This is a genomic window from Myxococcus sp. NMCA1 (assembly GCF_026810205.1).
GTDB classification, from domain to species: Bacteria; Myxococcota; Myxococcia; order Myxococcales; family Myxococcaceae; genus Myxococcus; species Myxococcus xanthus_A.
In genome coordinates this window covers 3,433,736-3,454,637 of sequence record NZ_CP113950.1, presented here as the reverse complement: position 1 = coordinate 3,454,637, position 20,902 = coordinate 3,433,736, and the positions used below count along the sequence as shown (strand labels likewise).

14 protein-coding genes are annotated in these 20,902 nt (G+C 70.2%); 10 read left to right on the top strand and 4 right to left on the bottom strand.

Going from position 1 to position 20,902, the window contains the following annotated elements; genetic code table 11:
• Positions 1-98: 98 nt before the first annotated feature.
• Together OZ403_RS14840 and OZ403_RS14835 are read right to left on the bottom strand one after the other, a co-directional pair.
• Positions 99-3,065, bottom strand: coding sequence for a choice-of-anchor D domain-containing protein (locus OZ403_RS14840; RefSeq protein ID WP_268784476.1), 2,967 nt, complete (start codon positions 3,063-3,065; stop codon positions 99-101).
• A 160-nt stretch (positions 3,066-3,225) separates the two neighbouring features.
• Complete coding sequence (locus OZ403_RS14835; RefSeq protein ID WP_140790508.1) at positions 3,226-3,870, bottom strand: CDP-alcohol phosphatidyltransferase family protein; 645 nt, start codon at positions 3,868-3,870, stop codon at positions 3,226-3,228.
• 146 nt (positions 3,871-4,016) lie between these two features.
• On the opposite strand from OZ403_RS14835, the gene OZ403_RS14830 reads away from it, so the two are divergent.
• Together OZ403_RS14830 and OZ403_RS14825 are read left to right on the top strand one after the other, a co-directional pair.
• On the top strand, positions 4,017-6,527 hold the full coding sequence (locus OZ403_RS14830) for a penicillin acylase family protein (RefSeq protein ID WP_268784475.1): 2,511 nt from the start codon (positions 4,017-4,019) through the stop codon (positions 6,525-6,527).
• 214 nt (positions 6,528-6,741) lie between these two features.
• Positions 6,742-7,188 (top strand): hypothetical protein, encoded by a 447-nt coding sequence (locus tag OZ403_RS14825; RefSeq protein ID WP_011552966.1) that lies wholly within the window; start codon positions 6,742-6,744, stop codon positions 7,186-7,188.
• A gap of 28 nt (positions 7,189-7,216) precedes the next feature.
• Here OZ403_RS14825 and OZ403_RS14820 read toward each other — a convergent pair whose 3' ends face one another.
• Positions 7,217-8,062 (bottom strand): ThiF family adenylyltransferase, encoded by an 846-nt coding sequence (locus OZ403_RS14820; protein ID WP_140790504.1) that lies wholly within the window; start codon positions 8,060-8,062, stop codon positions 7,217-7,219.
• 781 nt (positions 8,063-8,843) lie between these two features.
• Between OZ403_RS14820 and OZ403_RS14815 the strand changes: the two genes are divergently transcribed.
• A complete protein-coding gene (locus OZ403_RS14815; protein ID WP_268784474.1) occupies positions 8,844-9,968 on the top strand; it encodes a hypothetical protein in 1,125 nt (374 codons plus the stop codon).
• 10 nt (positions 9,969-9,978) lie between these two features.
• Here OZ403_RS14815 and OZ403_RS14810 read toward each other — a convergent pair whose 3' ends face one another.
• Positions 9,979-11,769, bottom strand: a complete 1,791-nt coding sequence (locus OZ403_RS14810; protein ID WP_268784473.1) for a sigma 54-interacting transcriptional regulator — start codon at positions 11,767-11,769, stop codon at positions 9,979-9,981.
• Positions 11,770-11,980: 211 nt separating this feature from the next.
• Here OZ403_RS14810 and OZ403_RS14805 point away from each other — a divergent pair, with 211 nt between their 5' ends.
• The 7 genes from OZ403_RS14805 to OZ403_RS14775 are packed head-to-tail and all read left to right on the top strand — an operon-like array spanning position 11,981 to position 20,901.
• Entirely contained in the window at positions 11,981-12,589 is a 609-nt protein-coding gene (locus tag OZ403_RS14805) for a 4Fe-4S single cluster domain-containing protein (protein ID WP_237078296.1), read from the top strand.
• Entirely contained in the window at positions 12,586-13,671 is a 1,086-nt protein-coding gene (locus OZ403_RS14800) for a hypothetical protein (RefSeq protein WP_268784472.1), read from the top strand. Before OZ403_RS14805 ends, OZ403_RS14800 begins: the two co-directional genes overlap by 4 nt.
• On the top strand, positions 13,668-14,234 hold the full coding sequence (locus OZ403_RS14795) for a hypothetical protein (RefSeq protein WP_011552960.1): 567 nt from the start codon (positions 13,668-13,670) through the stop codon (positions 14,232-14,234). The genes OZ403_RS14800 and OZ403_RS14795 overlap by 4 nt, the downstream gene beginning before the upstream one ends.
• Positions 14,231-16,351, top strand: coding sequence for an AAA family ATPase (locus OZ403_RS14790; RefSeq protein ID WP_140798142.1), 2,121 nt, complete (start codon positions 14,231-14,233; stop codon positions 16,349-16,351). The genes OZ403_RS14795 and OZ403_RS14790 overlap by 4 nt, the downstream gene beginning before the upstream one ends.
• Entirely contained in the window at positions 16,344-16,610 is a 267-nt protein-coding gene (locus tag OZ403_RS14785) for a hypothetical protein (RefSeq protein WP_268784471.1), read from the top strand. Before OZ403_RS14790 ends, OZ403_RS14785 begins: the two co-directional genes overlap by 8 nt.
• Positions 16,610-19,882, top strand: a complete 3,273-nt coding sequence (locus tag OZ403_RS14780; protein ID WP_268784470.1) for a hypothetical protein — start codon at positions 16,610-16,612, stop codon at positions 19,880-19,882. The genes OZ403_RS14785 and OZ403_RS14780 overlap by 1 nt, the downstream gene beginning before the upstream one ends.
• A complete protein-coding gene (locus OZ403_RS14775; RefSeq protein ID WP_140790493.1) occupies positions 19,879-20,901 on the top strand; it encodes an AAA family ATPase in 1,023 nt (340 codons plus the stop codon). The genes OZ403_RS14780 and OZ403_RS14775 overlap by 4 nt, the downstream gene beginning before the upstream one ends.
• The last annotated feature ends 1 nt before the right edge of the window (position 20,902 follow it).

Genomic DNA, 20,902 nt, shown 5'->3' with positions numbered 1-20,902 from the left:
CCTCCAATTTTCTGGTCATCCGCACAGGCGGAAGCAGACCTGTAGCACCGGGGACTGACACCACTGTGGAGGGCCGGATGTCCGGCCCTCCGGGTGCGTTACATCGCGTCGCACGAACGGCGGTAGTTGATGGAGATGCGGGTGCCCGCCGGCGGCACGACGTCGAACACAACGCTGTTGGTGGCCGCGTCGTAGGTCCAGCCAGATGTGGACGGCGCGCCATTCACCGTCACCGTCACAGTGCCGGGCTCCGGCATGTCGCTCAGCGGGAAGCGCTCCTGCGCAGAGAAGGCCTTGTCACCCACCGCCTGCAGCAGCGGCCGGTAGTCTTCCGCGCAGACGCTCACCACCTCGCCTCCTGTGCGTGAGGTTGCCTGCGCGTAGCGGGTACCGGCGCCGCCCGCCGTCGCGCAGCCTTCAGCCGGCGGAGCGATGGCGTAGAACGTCGCGCGCTGCGGCTGGTTCTGCCCCTTGAGCTGCTGGGCCCAGTCCACGTAGGTGTCCACCGCGTCGGGCGAGTGGTCGTCCTCGTCGCTGACGAACAGCACCACCAGCGCGGCCTCCTCGCGCAGGAAGCCCACGTTGCCGTCGTTGGGCAGCGGCGTGCGCGGGTCATCCGCGCTGTTCACCAGCGGTCGGGACAGCGCGCGGCGCATCGCCTCGAAGCCCTGCTCCACCTCCGCGCACCGGCCCACCTGGACGTTCTGCTGGAGCTGCTGGGCCAGGTTCGGCGTCGCGCTCGTGAGGATGCGCGGCAGCGAGCTGTCCACCGGGAAGAAGCGGCCCGCCTCGCCCCCCTCCGCGCCGCCCGGGCACGCGTTGGCCGGGTCCGTCGGCGTCACCGGATGGATGCCCGTCGTCGTCACCGCCACGTTGAGACTCACCCCCCGGTCCAGCGCCGTCTGCACGAAGGTCGGGATGGCCTCCACCAGCCGCGGATGCTCCACCGCCATGGAGGCGGTGTTGTCCACCACCAGCAGCACGTCCACCTTGCTGACGTCCTGCTGGATGAAGTTGTCCGTCTTCTCCACGCGCATCGACGACTCGCCCACCAGCGGAACCATCAGCGGCGCCGGCAAGTCACTGGAGCCCACGTACAGCGGCGACAGGTTCATGCCCGACACCAGGCCGAAGTACTCCACGCCCACCGTGAAGGCCTCGTTGGGCGGCAGCACGAAGGGGATGGGGTCTGGCAACGCCGAAAACCCGAACTCCGAATCCGTGGTGCCCGGCCCAATCCACACGTCGCTCACCGTCACCGGCGCGGCGCAGGCATTGAGGAAGTTCACCTCCATGGGCTCGGCGGGGCAGTCCGGCCGGGCCACGCCCCAGTCCATGTAGCGGCGCGAGGCCACCAGGCACACCGCCTGCGTGTTGGCCACCAGCGGCACCAGCAGCACCGGGTTGGCCGGCTGCATCTGTTCAATCTGCACGGTGCCGGTGAAGTGGCCGCCCGCCACGGGTGCAATGAAGGCCACCTGGAAGCTGAACCAGTCGCCGGGGTACATGATGCCGCCGTAGAGGTCGCCGCCCGGCAACGTGAAGACACCGCCGCCGTCATCCCGCAGGCGGATGTTCTTCACCGGGCACAAGTCGGTGCCGCGGTTCTCCAGCTTGAGTCCCAGCACCGCGCCCTGGCCGGGCGGAATGGTGCCGAAGTCCAGGGCCTGCGGCGTGAGCGTGAGCTCGCAGGGCGCGTGCGCCTCCGGGTTGCCGCGGAAGTCCATCTGCACCATGGTCGCGGAGAAGGCGTTGGTCGTCATCACCAGCGAGCCCTCCGCCGCGCGCAGCTCGGTGGGCTCGTAGAAGACCTCCAGGTTCACCTCGCCGCCGGGCGGCAGCGTCACCGGCAGCGCCAGCGGCGTGTGGTTGAACTGGGGCGCCCCACCCTGCTGCGGCAGCCAGTCCAGCGTGTTGATGGTGAGCCCGCCCTCATTGGACGCGCCGCAGTTCTTCACGTTGATGATGACGCGCACCTTCGCGCCGAGCGGCTGCGTGCCGAAGTCGTAGACCGACGGGGACACACACAGCTCCGGCGCGCCGCCGTAGCCGCGCAGCTGCACGGGCGTCGTCGGATGGCGGCGGCTCTCCACGTGGTACAGCGCGGTGTCCTGCGCCGCGCCCTGGTGGTCCGGGCTGTAGCGGAACGTGAAGGTCCGCACCTCGCCCGGCTGGAGCACGAAGGGGAAGCCAGCGTTGTTCTGGGTGAAGGACGCGTCACGGCCCTCCAGCGTCAGCTGCGTCACCGTCACCGGCTCGGTGCTGATGTTGCGGATGCTCGACTCGCGCAACGCGTCCCGGTCCACGGGCACCGCGCCGAAGTCCAGGACCTCCGGTTCGGCCACCACCGCGCGCTCCAGCGCCTCGGCGGCCACCTGCACCGTCACGTCCGCGCAGCCGCGGCAGGGCGACACCGCCAGCGCCACCTGCTTGCGGCCCACCCGCACCGGGTGGAACGTCACCATGAGCTCGCGGCTCTCACCGGGCGCCAGCGTCACCGGCTCCACGCTGAATTCGTCGCGGTCCGCGCCCACCAGCCGCGGCGTCACCTCCACGGACAATTCCGTGGGGTTCTCCAGCCGCAGCGGCAGCGTCTTCGTGGCGTCCGCTTCGATGCGGCCGAAGTCCAGCCGACGCGGCGACACGCGGGCCCAGGCGTCCACGCCGCTGCCCGTCAGGGGGATGCGCAGCAGCGGCTCGATGCGCGTGTCCGAGCGAACCACCAGCACCGCCGGCTGCGAACCTTCGGAGGGCGGCGCGAAACGCACGCGCAGCGAGCACGCGCTCCCGGGTTGCAAGCTGTGCGGCCCCTCATGGGTGAACTCGGCGCGGTAGGCCCCCTCGGGGCCCTCCACCCAGACCTCGTTCACATCGACGGGTGCGCGGCCCACGTTGCGCAGCGAAACCTCCGCTTCGCGCGCATCGAAGATGGCCACCCGCTCGAAGTCGACGCCACCCGGCGTCGCCGTCAGCCGCCCGTCCGCCAGCGCCGAGCGCTCGCGATCCGCACAACCGACCAGCAACCCCACCACCGCGAGGGCGACCCAGCCCAAGCGCCCTGTCATGGCCCACCCCTTCCCCACTACCGTCAACCCTGGCCGCCGCGCGCCCCACATGCATGGAGGACGGCGGAAGGAACGGTGGCGAAGCTAGGCACCTACTTCAGGGTGGGCAACCGGCCATGCGTGGGTAACCCCGAGCCCAGGGGTGGGTGGGTGTCCGGTATCAAATCTTCGGAATGCGCAATGTCTTGCTGATCATCGCGCTTCCGCTGGCCACGTACATCAGCGCCAACGGGTGCAGCACCAACGGTCCCAGGCGCCACTCACCGCCCCACAGGTCCGGACCGATGCGCCCCGCCCACGTCGCCGCGGCCATCACCATCACCAGCGCCAGGCTGGTGGGGATGGGGGTGCCCTCGAAGTACTTCACCTTCCCCGTCTCGTCCGACAGGTCCGCCGACGTGACGTTGAAGCGCGCCAGCCGGCTGATGCCACACGCCACGAAGTAGAGGAGCGCCGCCACGTCCAGGGAGCCGCGCATCCCCACCGCGAAGGCCAGCGCCGCCGGCGCCATGCCGAAGGAGATGACGTCCGCCAGTGAGTCCAGGTCCGCGCCCAGAGGCGACTTCTTGAAGCGCCAGCGCGCGATGCGCCCGTCCATGACGTCCATCACCAGCGCCACCGGCATCAGGCCGAAGGCCACCCACAGCCAGCCCACGTCCCCGGAAGCCAGGTACTGCATGGAGGAGAGGATGGCGCCCGCACCCGCGAAGCCGTTGCCCAGCGTCACGAAGTCAGCGAGCACGAACGTGCGAATCATCGAGAAGTGACGGCGCGGGCGGCGGGCACGGGACGGCTCGGTCGACATATGCGCGATTTCCTACCACACCCCTCCCGCTCGGCCGGTAGCTCGTTCTTGCCACACTGCGTTGTGCCCGGCGGTGTGAGAAATCATTCCAGTTTCAGAAACATTTTGACGGTGTGATCAGCCACTCCTTACGCTCGACGACTGTCATGCACCCCAAACTTCCCTCGCCCCTCCGGCGCGGTGTGCTCCGGCGTACGCTGAGCACCCGCTGGCAGTTCTCCCTTCTCGCAGGCATGGGCCTGCTGTTCAGTTCCGCCTGTGGTGACGACGACGACGACGGCACGCCTCCGGCCCCGACGCCCACCTACGAAGCCACCATCCGCCGCACCGCCCACGGCGTCCCCCACATCACCGGAAAGGACATGGGCAGCGTGGCGTACGGCAATGGCTATGCCTTCGCCCAGGACCACGTCTGTATCCTCGCGGATCAGATCCTCAAGGTGCGCGGTGAGCGCGCCCGCTTCCTGGGCATGGGCCCCGGCAGCACCTACGCGGGCAGCGACTTCGCCTACCGCTCGCTAGGCCTCCACGCGCGCGCCACGGAGCGCATCAGCACACAGCCCGCCACCCTCCAGGCCATGCTCAAGGGCTACGCGGCCGGCTTCAACCGCTACATCGAGGAGACGCCCAAGGATCAGCTCCCCGCGCCCTGCACCGGCGCCAAGTGGGTGCGACCCATCTCCGAGGTGGACCTGCTGGCCTACGCCTACAGCGTGGCGCTGACGGGCAGCAGCTACCAGGTCGCCCTCGCCCTCGCCGCGGCCACGCCGCCCGACGTGACGGCGACCACCCTCGGCACGCCGGACCGCGACCACGTCAAGGTCCAGCGGCCCGAACTGCACCAGGTGGGCAGCAACGGCTGGGCCATTGGCCGCGACCGCTCCGCCACCGGCCACGGCATGGTGGTGGCCAACCCGCACTTCCCCTGGGAAGGCGAGCTCAAGCTGTGGGAGAGCCACCTCACCGTCCCCGGTGAGCTGGACATCTACGGCGTGGGCCTGCTGGGCGTGCCCGCGGTCCTCATCGGCTTCAACAACGACGTGGCCTGGACGCACACCTTCTCCTCCGGCCAGCGCATGACGCTGTACGGGCTGCGCCTGGTGCCGGGCAAGCCGACCTCGTACTACTACGACAACGAAGAGCGGGAGATGACCTGGAAGGACATCACCATCCTGGTCCTGCTCGACAACGGCACGCTCGTCAACGTCACCCGCCGCATGTACAGCAGCCACTACGGCCCCATCATCTCCATCCCCGGCACCGCGGAGTGGACCGAGCAGTCCGTGCTCACCTACCGCGACGCCAACCTGGAGAACGACACCCTGCTGGCGCAGTTCCTGGGCATGAACCAGGCCCGCAGCCTGGATGAGTTCAAGGCCGTCTACGCGCGCGAGCAGGGCATCCCCTGGGTCAACACCATGGCGGCCGACCGCGCGGGCAACACCTGGTACACGGATGCCACGCCCACGCCGAACCTGTCGCCCGTGGCCCTGGCCACCTGGAACGCCGCCCGCCAGGGCGCGGACCTGGCCACCACCGCCATCTGGCAGCAGATGGGCCTGGTGCTGCTCGACGGCAGCAACAGCCAGAACGAGTGGCAGGACGAGGCCGGCGCCCGCAGCCCGGGCCTGGTCCCCTTCAGCAAGGTGCCCAAGCTGGACCGCACCGACTTCGTCTTCAACGCCAATGACAGCTACTGGCTGACCAACCCCGACGAGCCGCTCAAGGGCTTCTCGCCCCTGCACGGCCTGGAGAACGTGCCCCAGTCGCCGCGCACGCGCCTCAACGCCGTCATGCTCACCGAGCAGGTCGAAGGTGGCGCGTCCGGCGCGGACGGCCTCTTCACCCGCACCGAGCTGCAGGACGCCATCCTCAACAACCGCGGCATGATCGCCGAGCTGCTCATCGACGACGTGGTGGCCCGCTGCACCGGCCACACGATGGTGCCCTACGGCACGGGCACCGTGGACATCAGCCAGGCGTGCTCGCTGATTGCCCAGTGGGACCGTCGCTATGACGTGGACAGCGTGGGCGCCATCGTGTGGCGCGAGTTCGCGGGCACGTTCACCATGAGCGAGCTGCAGGCGAGCCCGGCGCTGTACGCCACGCCCTTCGACCCGGCCAACCCCATCGCCACGCCCCACACGCTGGCGCCCGCGCCCGCCCAGGGCACCGACCCCGTCCTGACGAAGCTGGCCCAGGCCGTGACCACGCTGACGCGCGCGGGCCTGGCGCTGGACCTCCCGCTGGGCGAGGCGCAGTTCACCCCCCGCGTGAGCGGCGAGCGCATCCCCATCCACGGCGGCGGCAACTACGACGGCGCGGCGAACATCGTCAGCTTCGGAACGCTGAAGTCCACCACGCCCAACGCCGAGGTGGGCACCGCCACGCGGACCGTGGTCAACGGGCGCACGGGCCTGGCCAACGGAGGCTACGTCATCAACAACGGCAGCAGCTTCATCATGGCCATGGAGTTCACGCCCACCGGCGTGCAGGCCAGCGCCCTGCTGACCTACAGCGAGTCCAGCAACCCGGCCTCGCCGTACTACGCGGACCAGACGCGGCTGTTCTCCCAGAAGCAGTGGCGGCCCATCCTCTTCACCGCCGAGGAAATCGCCGCCGCGCCGGCCGAGCAGATCACCCTCACCGGCAACTGACGTCCCCGCCGGCCCCCGATTCGTCGGGGGCCGGACACCTCGCGGCCCGGCGGGGCAACGTCGGGCCGCGGATGTCCGCCCTCCAGTCTGATTCCGTCTGCTCCAGGGACGCGCGCCAATGGGTGCGCAGACCGCCAGGCGCCGCCGTTCGTTCCTGGCGAAGGGGCACCGGGATTTCCCGGTGGAATCACCGCGGCAGCAGCAGGGGGACATCATGGCCACATCCGTCTACAAGACCGCCATCATCGGCAGAGTGTTCTTCCTCCGCTGGGAGGCACCACCCAGTCAGGAAGAAATCCACACCGTCTTCCAGCAGATGAAGGGCGCGCACGAGCAACTTCAACACCCGCTCGTCCTCGTCGCCAGCCTTTCACCGAAGTCCTCCGTGCCCAATTCGGAGCAGCGGCGCAACCTGTCCACCTTCCATTCGGACGCGCGCCCGCTCTTCACGGAGATTCACGCCATCGTCGAAGGCAATGACCTGCAATACAACCTGCAGCGGGTCATCATCTCCGGCATCAACCTGGTGACGCGCACCTTCGACGAGGCCTTCCACCGCGTGCACAAGCACGCCGACCTCGTCGCCCCCTACCTGGGCAAGAGCCTGGGCGTGGACGGCGTGAAGGTCATCGAGGAGGCCCGGGCGCGCGGCGTGGTGTGAGCGCGGCCCGTCCTTCCGTACAGCGACGTCAGCTCGCGGCCGGGGCACCTTCGGCCCGCGACGCCGGGTCCACCCGCCGCGACAGGGCCGGCGCGGCGGTCCCCCGGACGAAGCTGTGGTCGAAGAAGTCCACATAGAGGTACTCCGGCCACGACACCATGGACCGGGGGCCCCGCATCACCGCGCGCGTCAACTCCGTCACCATCATCCCCGCCGCGCTCGTCGCGCCCACCACGCAGGTGGGTGCGTGGCCCCGGCCCTGGTAGCACGCGTCCATGTACTCGCGGAGCATGTAGCTTCCCAGGTGGGGGATGATGGCCGGCAGGTCGATGCGCCCATCCGGCAGGATGTAGAGCGTTTCGTACAGCGGCGCGTCCGGCTGGAAGACGTGCAGCGCCGCGCCGAAGCCCAACATCAGCCCCGTCATCACCGGCACGCCACGCTGGCGGCAGGCGCGGTGGAGCACCTGCTTCTCATGCGCCCCCGCGATGTCGATGACCTCCACCACGTAATCCACCGGGCCCAGCACACCGCCCCCGCCAAGCACGTCCTCCACGTTGGCCGCGGTGATGCCCTCCGGCACTTCCCGCAGCCGCAAGGCCGGGTGGATGTCCCGGCACATCCGCCCCACCACCTCCACCTTGGAGCGGCCCAACGTGCTTTCGAAGCAGCCCACCTGCCGGTTCATGTTGTGGCGCTCGTAGACGTCGAAGTCCGCCAGCGTCACGCCGCCGAACCCCAGCCGCGCCAGGTCCACCGCGCACTGGCCTCCCGCGCCGCCCACGCCCGCCACCAACACATGCGTGCGTGACAGTTTGTACAGCGTCTCCGCATCCACCACGCCCAGATTGCGCTGGAACCGCTGCTCGAACATGGGCCGCCTCACGTTGAAGTCTGGCTTTCATGTGCCCCCCACCCAGGAGGGTGGCGAGAGCCCCACGGGCGCGTGTGTTCAGCACCCCTCCCACGTCACCTGGTGCCGTTCGGACCCCGTCAGTCCGCCCGTACTGGAGAGCTAATCGGATCTTGCCCGTTCTGGTCGCCTGTGGTCATTTGCGCGCGCTCGTCACCCACGCCTCTCAATCCCTGCCGGGTTCCTCGTGACGCCCGGGAAGCCGCACCGGTGATGCGCGGGCTTCAGCGGTGAAGCACGCGCCGAAGTACCCCACCTGGCAGGGGATGTCAGAGGTTCGATCCACAGTGGCATTCACCCATGAAGCCCCTGCCTGGAGAACACTCCAGGAGTTACAGGGGTTTAATGATTGGCGTGAATTCTGCTCGGGGGGCGACACGTCAGGGGCGTCATGGGCCGGCGGTGACTCGACTCCCCCGAACCTCTTCAGCCGATCCGAGGTCTGTATGCGTTCCGTGTTCTTCCTCTGCGTCTCGTTGGCATGTCTGTCGTTGGCTCGAACCGCCGAAGCGGCCCCTTCTGATGACATGCGACACGCTGTCTCACAGGCCGCGGCGCTCCAGGGCGTGGCGCTGGCGGGTGGCGCGCCGCTCAGCGCCGCGCTCCTGGGTTCCAGCAACCTGGGAGGCAGTGAGCGGGTGGCGCTGTTCGGCGACGTGGCCCACTACCGCTACCGCCTGCAGGTGGGGCCGTCGCAGCAGGACGTCGTCACCCTGCACCGGGTGGTGCGGGAGGACTGGGCGTGCGGCCGGCGCGTGCGACGCGCGCGGTGTTCATGGTGCACGGCGACGGGTGGGGTTTCGAGGCCGCGTTCCTCTCCAGCGTCGGCTCCGCGTTCGTGCCGCCGGAGCAGTCCATCGCCGCGTACCTGGCGAAGGAGGGCGTGGACGTGTGGGGCATCGACCTGCGGTGGGCGGGCGTGCCGCAGAACACGCAGGATTTTCGCTTCATGAAGAACTGGACGCTGGAAACGCACGCGGCCGACGTGGGCGTGGCGCTGGGTGTGGCGAAACTGCTGCGGCTGGCGGGCGGCAACTTCCTGGGCACCATGCACCTGCTGGGCTGGAGCCGGGGCGCGGTGGTGGGCTACGCGTACCTCAACCGCGAGGCCCAGCGACCGCGCGCGCTGCGCCAGGTGGACGGCTTCATCCCCATGGACATGGCCGTGCGCTTTTCTCCGCGGGACGCGCAGCAGCAGGCGTGGGCGTGTGAGCGCCATGAGGCGCTGAGCAATGCCCGCCAGGAGGGCCAGCTGGAGGGTGGCCTGCTCGGGCCGGCGCCGGGCATCATGCTGCAGGCCATTGGCCAGTTCGCCGCGGTGCAGCCGGCCGCGCCGTCGCCGCTGGTGCAGGACGACATCTTCGGGCCGGGCACGGGCCGGCCCTCGAACCGCAAGCTGGCCCTGGTCGCGGCGGGCGCGACGAGCGTGCTCTTCGCGCCGCTGCAGCCGATTGTCCCGGCCTACCACCTGATGGGCAGCACGCCGGACACCATGGGCCTGCCGGGGCAGCTGTCCTTCACCCGCGAGGGCTACCTCTTCGAGTTCGGCCAGCGCGCCGCCCCGTACCAGAGCATCAACGAGGTGGTGGAGACGGAGGCGTGGGCCTGCGGGAAGAACGTGCCCTACGACGACCGCCTGCGTGACGTGAAGGTGCCGGTTCTGTACGTGGGCGCCGCGGGCGGTGTGGGCCGCTACGGCGAGCACAGCGTCACGCTGCTGGGCAGCCGGGACGTCACCTTGCTCAACATCAGCACGCTGCCGGAGACCGCGCGCGCCCTGGACTACGGGCACGCGGACCTGTTCCTGGCGGACGACGCGCGCGTGCGCGTCTGGAAGCCCATGCTCCAGTGGATTCGCACCCACTGAGGCGCAAGGCCTAGCTGTCTTCCTTCCACAAGCCGTGGCGCCGGACCCGCCGGCCCAGCGTCACCGGGTCCATCCCCAGCGCCACGGCCGCGCGCCGCAGCACCCCGCCATGGCGCTCCAGGGCCTCGCGGATGAACTCCCGCTCCACCCGCTCCAGCCGCGCGCGCAGCGAGCCATCCCCACCCGGCTCGTTGCGCAGGGCCAGGGTGGAGCCCAGCACCGGCGGCAGCAGCCGCCGCGACACCACCTCACCCGGGCGGGAGAGCAGCACCGAGCGCTCCATGACGTTGCGCAGCTCGCGCACGTTGCCCGGCCAGGCGTAGGCCCGCAGCGCGTCCACCGCGTCCGGCGCGATGCCACTGGCCGAGCGGCGCAAGGTGCGGTTGAACAGCTCCAGGAAGTAGAGCGCCAGCTCCGGAACGTCCTCCGGCCTGTCCCGCAGCGGGGGGATGTCCACGGTGAAGCTGTTGAGCCGGTAGAAGAGGTCCGCGCGGAAGCGGCCGGCGCGCACTTCCTCGCCCAGGTCCTTGTTGCTGGCGGCCACCACGCGCACGTCCACGTGGCGCACCTGGGTGCCGCCCACCGGACGCACGTCCCCCGTCTCCAGCACGCGGAGGAGCTTGGCCTGGAGGTTGGCGGTGGTGTTCTCGATTTCGTCCAGGAAGATGGTGCCGCCGTTGGCGAGCACGAAGAGCCCGGGGTGGTCCGCCACCGCGCCCGTGAAGGAGCCCTTCACGTGGCCGAAGAGCTCGCTCTCCAGCAGCGTCTCCGACAGCGCGCCGCAGTCCTGCACCACGAGCGGCACGTCCCCCCGGCCACTGAGCCGGTGGAGGATGCGCGCCAGCACCTCCTTGCCCGTGCCCGTCTCGCCCTGGAGCAGCACGGCCACACGGTGGGGCGCCACCAGCCGCACCAGCTCCATCACCCGCTGCATGGCGGCGCTGCGGAAGCCCACCTCGTCCCCGCCGCGTCCACCGGGGGCGGGCGGCAGATCCTGCGACAACGCGCGCTCCCGGAGCAGGCTGCGCTCCAGCTCCAGCGCCATGCGCCACTGCTCGGTGCGCACGCCGTGCTCGCGCCCCGCTTGAAGCACCGCCTGGTGCAGGGCCTCCCGCGTGGGTGAAGGCCCGAGCGCGCGGAAGATGCGCCCGGCGTTGAAGAGGGCCACCAGCCGCTCCGGCGCTGCCGGCGCGCAGTAGACGATTCGCGACGCCAGGTCACTAGGCGGTCCCGCGCCGGAAGGGTCCGCGTCCGCGCGGCGGGCGGCCAGGGACTCCACCAGGGCCAGGGCCTGCTCTTCGTCCTGACCGCACACCACCAGGCACGCCGCGTCCCCGCGCGTCACCAGCGCGTGGGCGTCCGACGGGCTGGCGGCGAAGTGGAGCTTGGCCACCCCTTCCAGCGCGGTCGTCACCGCGCGCGCCTCCTGCTCGGTGGCGAAGGCCACCACCACCTGGAGGTGCGACGAGGCGAGGTAGCGCGCCAGCTTCACGCCGTCCGCTTCCTCGAAGGCGCGGAAGCTCACGCCCATGGCCGCCACCGCGCCGGACGCGTCGTGACGCCAGCGCACCACGCCGCGCACGCGGATGTGCTCACCGGAGTCCGGAAGGGAGAACGACAGCTCCACGTCCTCACCCTCACGCGGCCCTTCGGACGGCGTGTGCGGCGTGGCGATGAGCCCGATGCCCGTCTCACTGATGTTGACGGCCCAGCACCCATGGAGCGCGGGCTGCGTCACCACCTTCACGTACAACGGCTTGCGTTCGCTTCGAGGGGCGTAGGCGGACACAGGCCGCGTCATGACCACCACAGTCTACTTGAGGGATGAAGCGACGTTGACAATTTGCGACGCGAGAAGATTCGCCAGCCATCACTCGACCTGGATGTAGGTACAGGTCATGAACGGCCGGGCGGCGGAAGGTATCAACAAGCAAACGAGCCCGTCTCGCGGCATGAGACACGTCCTCGCGCTCCCCATGCCCCGCCGCTGCTGGCATGCTGGAGCCGTCTTCATGGCCATCGCAGCAGGCACATCCAGCTCCGGCCCGACGCTCCGGATTGCCCAGCGAGTCCCCCGCACGGAAGCGGAGGGCCCTGGTGTGCGCTACGCCCTCTGGGTCCAGGGCTGCCCCCTGCGCTGCCCGGGGTGCTGCAACCCGGAGATGTTCGCGACCGAGCGCGGCACCGTGGAGACGGTGGAGGCACTGGCCCAGGACATCCTGGCCACGCCCGGTATCGAGGGACTCACCCTGCTGGGCGGCGAGCCCTTCTCCCAGCCCGGTCCCGCCGCGGCGCTGTGCGAGCGCGTCCGCGCCGCCGGGCTGAGCATCATGGTCTTCACAGGCCACACGCTCGCGGAGCTGCGGGCCCAGGCGCGGGACGACGTGGACCGGCTCCTCGCGACGGCGGACCTGCTGGTGGACGGCCGCTTCGAGAAGGACCAGCCGGAGACGGCGCGGCGGTGGATTGGCTCGCGCAACCAGGTGATGCACTTCCTCACCGGCCGCTACTCTCAGTACGACGCGTGCTTCACCGCCCCGAACACGGCGGAGGTGCACTTCGTCGGCGGCAAGCTCGTCATCAACGGCTGGCCCGCGCTCGCCGACCGGCTCCGTCCATGATTCGCGTCGCTCCGTCCGAGCTCGAGCTGCTCACGCTCGCCCGCGCCATCGTCGGCCTGGGGCAGTACGCCCCCGTGGAGGACCTGCTCCGCAACCGGCACACCGTCCCAGCGAAGTTCAGTCCCGGCGCGATGCACGTCCTGCGGGACACGCTCGCCAAGGGCAGTGTGATGGCGCTCGCCCGATGCGGCGGCTGGAGCCAGCAGCTCACGGTGCGCGACGGGCAGGCACGCGCCGGCCGGCTCTGGGAGCGGCATGCTCCGCCCACCCTGCGCTTCTCCCCCCTCACCTTCCACGTCCTGAAGTGGCTGCTGGAACAGCCCCTGACGAAACACGGGGCCATGCCGCTGGAGGTGGACGGAACACCCACGCTCGCCGACGAACTCATCCTCTATCTCTGCTGTCGTCTGGTGGCGGGCACCCCCTGTGCGCCGGCCCTGGGCGCACAGCACCTCTTCCGCCGCTCCGCCCTCTGCTGGATGGGCTTCCCGGAGCAGTTCGGGACGCAGCGTCCGGAGTTCGATGCCGCCGCCTTCGCGCCACTGCTGGCGGACGGCGCGTGGCTGCTGGAGGCGCTGCGGCTGGAGCTCGTGCGGCGTTGGCGTGGGTTGGAGGAGTCCAAGCGTCACATCGCGTCTCCCGAGGAGGCCCTGGCCCTGGGCACCGCGCAGGAGGCCGTGCTGGCCGCGTTCCTCGACGCGGTGGATGGCGCGGGCCGAAGGGACCTCGCGGGCTTCCTCCTCGAAGCGGCGCGCCCGTTGCTGGAGCAGCCCGCCACGCGCTGGGTGGAGGGGCTGTCGTCCTCGGCGACTTTGTCCTCGCGGGCAGAGGCGGCGCGTGCCGCCGCCGCCTTCCTGCGCGCGCTGGGGCGGCTGTCGCGCTGGGACGCGGAGCACCGCGCAGTGCGCTTCTTCGACGATGACTACGACGCCGCCCAGCACCTGCTGTCCGAATGGAACGCCTTCGGTGAAGCAGGCTTCCGCCGCGCCGAGGACCACGCCCGGCAGCTGGCCACCGCCCTCACCAGCGCCAGCGGCGCCTCCGCCCCTCCTCCACCTTCCTCCGCTGGGAGCGCTTCATGAGCCGCGCCTACCGAGTCTCTGTCTCCGAATCCCTCAACCGCGTGGTCCAGGCCGAGGACGGCCTCTGCTCCAAGCTGGAGCTACTCCCGCTCCTGTCGCGTGAGGAGCTGGCCGGGTTGCTCGCGGCCGAGCTGGCGAACCGGGGCTTCACGCAAGAGGGCGACGTGGCCCTGCGCACCGAGGCGGATGGCGTCCGCATCGCCATCGACGTCACCACCGGTGACGTCAGCGTCACCCTCAGCGGCGAGCAGGAGGTGGAGCTGAAGGCGCGGGGCGAGCTGGCCGTGGAGAGTCCTCACGAGGTGGAGCAGGCGAAGCTGCGGGCCCAGGACCTGGCGCGCGCGCGGCTGGAGGACGCGGCGGACGTCGCCACGGACAAGCTGCGACAGCAGGTCACCCAAAAGCTCGAAGGCCGGCTGAAAGACCTCAAGTCGGAGCTGGATTCCATCTCCAACAAGGTGACGGCGGAGGCGCTCAAGGTGCGCGCCGGGCAGCTCGGCACCATCGAGGAGGTCCACGAGGACGCTGCGACGGGCTCACTCACCATCAAGGTGCGCGTATGAGTCAGCGCATCCCCGAGGAGTCACTGCCCACGGAGCTGTCGCCCTTCGCCGCCGTCGAGGCCGCCTACCCCGCCGAGCTGAACCGTGTCTGTGAGGCGCTGCTGCGCGGGCTGCCCGTCATGGTGGAGGCGGACAAGGAGCTGACGCCCTACTTCTACAAGTGCCTGCGAGACAGGCTGAAGAAGGACGGCAAGCAGTTCCTCTACCTGGACGGCCGCACCGCGCAGGAGCCTCCACCGGGCATGCCCGCGCCCAGCATGATGGCCACGCTCATCGCGCAGCTCCGGGACGCGGTGCGTGGCGCGGTGCGCGAGCGCATCGTCGTGCTGCCCCACCTGGACCTGCTCACCACCAGCAGCGGCGGGCTCACCAGCGAGGCACGCGAGGTCATCCCCCTGCTGTACGAAAACCCGGAGATGGTCTGGGTCGGCTTCAAGGACCCGTCCTTCGCCGTGCCGCGCGTCATCGAGAACCTCTTTCCCCACAAGGAGAGCATCCTCGGCGTGGGGCGCGACCGGCTGCGCTACCTCATCACCCAGCGCGAGTGCCGCAAGTTCGGAAGGGGCCTTCAGCCCTACGCGCTCTACAAGCACGTCTCCGGCGTCAACGCCGTGCGGCTGCGTCGCCTGCTGGGCGCCATCACCGGCGAGGACTACCCCGCAAACCCGAAGCCCGCGTATGCGCAGCTGCGCTCAGCCACGCTCACCGGTTCGCTCAGCGTGCCGGAGCTGGAGCTGCACGCGGACATCGGCGGCTACGCCAAGGTGAAGCAGCGGCTCCAACAGGAGATTCTGGACGTCCTGGCGCACAAGGACACGTTGAGCGACCCGGAGGCGGTGAAGCGCGTGGAGGCGCTGTTGCCGCGCGGAATGATTTTCTGGGGCCCTCCCGGCACCGGCAAGACGCTCTTCGCCAAGGCCATGGCCTCGTCGCTGGGCGCGGCCGTCCAGGTGGTGAGCGGCCCCGAGCTCAAGAGCCGCTGGGTGGGCGAGAGCGAGGAGAACCTCCGGCAGATCTTCGTCCGCGCCCGGCAGGCGGCGCCCAGCATCATCGTCTTCGACGAATTGGACTCCTTCGCGTCGGCGCGTGGCACGTACACGGGCTCGGGCGTGGAGCACTCCATGGTGAACCAGCTCCTCACGGAGATGGACGGCTTCCGCAAGGAGGAGCTGGTGTTCGTGGTGGGCACCACCAACTTCGTGGAGTCCCTGGACCCCGCACTGCTGCGCCCCGGCCGCTTCGAGTTTCAGCTCTGCATCCCCTACCCCAACAGCGCGGACCGGCGCGCCATCCTGTCCATCTACAACCAGAAGCTGGGCCTGGAGATGACGGAGCGCGCGCTGGACTACGCGGTGAAGCGCACGGGAGACCGGGTGGAAGGCACCGGGACACGCTTTTCCGGCGACCACATCCAGGCGCTGTGCCGGGCACTCGCGCGGCGGCGACTGCGTGAGGGTGCCCAGGGCCCCACCGAGGCGGTGGACGTGGAACGCGCCCTCACGGAGTTCCTGGACCGGCCGGAGCTCACGCCCACGGAGGAGCGCGTGGTGGCCACACACGAGGCGGGGCACGCGGTGTGCGCGCTCTTCTGTGAGCACGCGCCGGCCATCGACCGCATCAGCATCCGGGGTGACCTGGCGGGCTCGCTGGGGCACGTGCAGTACGCGGACCCGGCGCACCGGTACGTCGTCACGCGAGGCCAGCTGCTGGACAGCATCTGCATGCTCTTCGGCGGCAGGGAGGCGGAGGCGCTGCTCCTGGATGACCTCTCCCTGGGCAGCGCACACGACCTGGAGCGCGCCACGGAGATTGCGCGCGAGCTGGTGGAGGACCTGGGCATGGGTGGAGACGGAGTGCCCGTGCGGCGCTTCGATGCCCCGGGACGGCAGGCGGACAGGCATGCCCTGTCCGACGCGACGCGAAGCACGCTGGAGGCCGCGATACAGGAAGTCCTGGCCGTCCAACGGGCCCGGGCCCGCGATATCCTCCAGCGCGAGAAGGAGCGGGTCGTGGCCCTGAGAGATTTGCTCATCGAACGCAAGGTGTTGGACCGCGAGGCCTTCACCCATCTGGTGCCCGCGCCCGTGGCGCCGAAGAAGGAGCCCGCGCTTGGCTAGCCTCATCCTCCGCCTCCAGGTGGACCCGGCGACGGGCCGCAAGGACGTCATCATCCAGTACGAGAGCGACGCGGACGCCCTGCCCATGGAGCACGAGGACGAGCACCGGCGGCTCGTGGACTCGCTCATCCAGGGCGGCACGCTGAAAGCCTCCGAACTGGGCCGCGTCATCGTCCAGCGCGACACGCCGTCGGGCAAGACGGCCGAGCCCACCTCCACCGCCGAGGACGCCTCTGAAAAGGCCAGCCAGAAGGCTTGATGTCCATGCTCGTCTTCACCAGTGAGGAAGCGCTCCATCTGGCGCTGACCTCCGGACTCATCCCCGCCGAAGTCCAGGCCGCTCCCGCCCACTACCACCGGACGCCCGACGGCGCGTTTCACGTCCTGCCGGAGGTGATGCCCGCGAAGGAGGTGCTCGCGCACCTCGCGTCCCTGGGCGTGCAGGTGACGCGGAGCCGCGCGAAGGAGGCCACGCCGGTCCTCTGCTGGGCGGAGCTGGTGACGGCGCGGCGCGTGCCACTGGAGAGCGCACCGACCGGCCCGGTGCTGTTCCTGCCTCCGAGCGCCGATGCACTCCTCCCCTTGGCGGGCGAGATGCTGCGCCTGGGGTGCGACCGGCAGGAGGTGTGCTTCGCCCAATCCTCGGGGGAAAGCGGACAGCGCGCCTTGCTGCGCGCGATGGCACCACCCTACTTCACCCTCACCAGCGCGCTGGACGCCGCGGGCCCGCTGCGTGCCTTCGTTCCCGCTGTCCCAGGGCAACACTCCGTCTGGGTCGAGGTGGGCTACACGCATCCACTCGCGCGCACGCTGCAAGCGCCCGCGGGGACGTTGCTGCTCGTCCGCGGCGAAGGCCACTGGCTGACCGCGCCGGACGGCCCGTGGACGGACCTGTACCAACACACCGACCTGCGGCTCCCAGCCCCGGGCGAGGACTGGACGCCTGCGCCCACCCCGGGCCGGCTGACGGTGCCGCTGCGCCTCACGCGAGCCGCACGTACGGAACCCGCGAGCCTCTGGGTGCTGCGCGAGAATGCGCTCGCCCAAGTGGAGTCCCTGGTCCACACCGTGCCGGAGCCGCTGCTCGCGCAGCTTCGCTTCGCTGTCACCGGACCACCGGAGGCGCCGTGCATCGTGCTCCGTGCCCGAGCGGGCCGGGAACGGCCCCCGGAGCTGGGCCTGTCGGGAATGGCGTACGCGCCGCTGCCTCAGCTCGCGGACCTCTTCCTCCCGTGTGACGGACTGCTCGAGCCCCCCGTGAGAAGGGACCGCCTGCGCGCGCTGCTCGTGCCCCAGGCCGATACCGTGACGTGGCTCCACCCTACCGGGGGCGGAGGCTTCCGCGCGGAGCGGCTGCCGGAGTCCGCGTTCCAGCCGCTCGACACGTGGGTGGACTACGTCGTGGATACCAACGCCGACGCACTCATGCCGTGGGTCCGGAGCGCCAGCTTCGACTTCGCCGCCTTCGAGGCCGCGGAGGGTGAGTGGCAGAGCGCAGCCCGCGCGATGCAATCGGACGAAGAGGAGGACCGGAGCCCGCGAGGCACGCGCCGTAGCCGCCGTGAAGTGCCGGCGCCACCCGTGACGCCCGCGAGCCCGCCCCCCATTGTCGCGGTCCGCGTCGCCCAACCCGTGCCCACCGGAGTCCGCCTGGCGCCGCTCACGCCCGCGCAATCCAGCGCGGTGGAAGAAGAGCTGAGTTCGCTGGAGAAGTCGTTCCTGGCCCTGGAGGTGCCCGCCGATTCGCCCCAGCGGCAGGAGCTCTGGACTCGCATGGCGGAGCTGAACGGACGGCTGGGCCGCAAGCGCGACGCGAGCCTGTGCTGGACGCGCGCGCTGTGGTCCGCGTCCGACACCGAGGCCACCGAGCTTGCACGGCGCTGGTCCGACTCAGAGAACGACGGAGGCGGCTCCCCCCCCGAACGGATGGCGGCACCCGCGCCCACGGGCGATGATGTGCGCGGCATCGCCAGCAGCCTGGTGCGCGCGGTGCGGGTCCAGGGGGCGCCCGTGCCTGTCGACGTGGCGGCACTTCAGCGGTGGCTGGACCGGCATGACGCGGAGCTCGACGTCCGAGCGCTCTGGCTCGCCCGGACGGCGCTCGACACACTGGCAGGCGGAGATGCGCTCGGACTGGCACGCGCGGGTGACCGGGTGCTGGAGATGCTCCAGCGGGGCCTGTCCCTCGCGAGAGACGTGCCGCGCTTCCTGCGAGGTGGCACCGATTCGGCGCATGTGCCTCGGGTGGTGGCGCAGCTTGAAGCGATGCTGGAGCGTTTCGAGAACACGCCCCGCCGCCGCTCGTCCATCGAAGCGGCGCCTGCTCTCACGCTGGCCTATGTCCGATACGTCTTCGCCGTGGGACTCGCGCGACTCGGGCAGGCGGACCGTGCCCGCACGTTGGCGTCCGCGGCGGCGGAGGCGGTCGATGCGAAGGAAGCCATCCACGGCTTCCTCTCCCGAGCGTACGGTGCGCGCGTGGCACAGGCCCTGGAAGGCCAGCCACCCGAGACACCGCTGCCCTCCGACATCGCCGCCGAACTGAATGCCCTGGGGACCTTCCAGCGGTACAAGGTGGACCGGCTGCGGCAGGCCTCTGCGCTGTTGGAGCCCAGCGAGCGGCTCGACCCCGCGAGGGCCTTCGGGCGCGGCGCGCGAGACTTGCGCGGCGAGGAGTTCGCCACCCTCCGCGACTTGAAGGACCCGGCGCAGGTGGCCGCGCAGGTGGAGGCCCTGACGGGCCGGGCCACCGATGCGACGCTGCCCGCCGAGGAACGGCAGCGGCTCATCGGAGGACTGCTGGACACGCTTCCCCGCGTCGCTCCGGCGCGAGCCCTTCCACTCCTGAACCGGCTCGTCTCATCGATGGAGGCGCTTCCCGGTGAAGCCCAGGCCGTGATGCTGGGGGATGCCCTGACGCTGGCGGCCCTCTTCGGCCGCGCGGACCACGCGATGACGCTGGCGGCACGGCTGCGCAAGGTGCTCACGGCGCTGGCTCCCACGTCGCCCGCCTGGGGTCAGGGCATCCTGGGTGTGAGCCTGCGTGGCCTGCGCCGGGTGGGACTGTCTCGCGAAGCCGCCGAGTTGGTGGACGCGGCGCAAGAACGCCTGACGGGACCCAAGACACCGCTGACGGCGCGGCTCGGCGTGGCGGCGGGCCTGTCCATGCAGGGGCGCACGGCCGAGGCCGTCGACGTGTTCGACGCCGCCTTCGAGTCACTGGGCGCGGCGAAGGGCGGACTCCCGGAGAGGCTGGCGCTGATGCGCAGCCTCGCGAGCGCGCTGGCGCATGCCCCCGTGGAGCTGGCGCTTCCAGGGCTGGCGCGCATCTCGGAAGGGCTGCCGATCATCACGGACAGCTACAACACCAACAGCCACTTCTGCCTCTCCGTGGTGGAGCTGGCGGACGCGCTGGTGCAGGGCCACGTGGAGGTGGCGCAAGGCACCGGAGAACGCGCGCGAAGCTGGCTGGATGAAGACGAATTCCTGGTGCGACGGCGCATCCATCGGGAGCTGGAGGAGCGCACATGAGCAGTCTTCCCGCCATCTCCGAGCTGACGTTCGACACGCTCTCCCAGGAAGCCCACGGCCTGCGTGAGCGCCTCAACCGCTTCCGCCTGGCGCTGGGCCGTCACTTCGTGGGCAAGCAGACGCTGGTGGACCTGATGACAGTGGCGGCGGTAGCACAGGAGCCGCTGCTGCTGGTGGGCCCACCGGGCACGGCCAAGTCGGACCTCGTCCTCAAGTTCCGGGACGCGCTGCGCATCCCCAACGAGGATTACTTCGAGTACCTCCTGACGCGCTTCACCGAGCCGTCGGAGGTGCTGGGCCCCATCGACATCAACCTGCTGCGCCAGGGTCGCTACATCCGGCGAGAGGGCGGCAAGCTGCCCACGGCGCGGCTGGTGTTCCTCGACGAGGTCTTCAAGGCCAGCTCCGCCATCCTCAACGCGCTGCTCACCGTCATCAACGAGCGCAAGTTCTACCAGGACGGCGCGCCGCAACCGGTGAAGCTGAAGGTGCTCTTCGCCGCCACCAACGAGCTGCCCGAGCACGCCGAGTTGGGCGCGCTGAAGGACCGCTTCTGCCTCAAGGCCGCGTGCCGTCCGGTGCAGGACCGCTACTTCCTGGAGCTGCTGGACTCCGGCCTGGATTCGCAGACGCACCGGGAGATGAACCAGAAGCCCTGGGCGGAAGGACACGCCACGCTGGACGACGTGCTCAAGGCCCACCGCTACCTGACGCTGATGATGGGAAAGCGCGAGACCGGCCCGGACGGCCGCGAGCTGCGCGACCGCGACCTGTTCTTCCGCGATGACTTGCTGCGCGAGTTCCGCCGCGTGGTGCAGACGCTGACACGCGAGGACGGCGTGTTCATCAGCGACCGCAAGCTGGTGAAGCTCTACCGCTTGCTGCGGACGCGGGCGTGGATCTTCCACGGCGGCGCGGTGGAGCGGCAGGACCTCCAGCTCCTCTCGTATCTGGGCGAGACGCGGGAAGAAATCGACCTGCTGGAGGAGAAGGTGCCCCGGCTGCTGGGCCTCTCGTGAG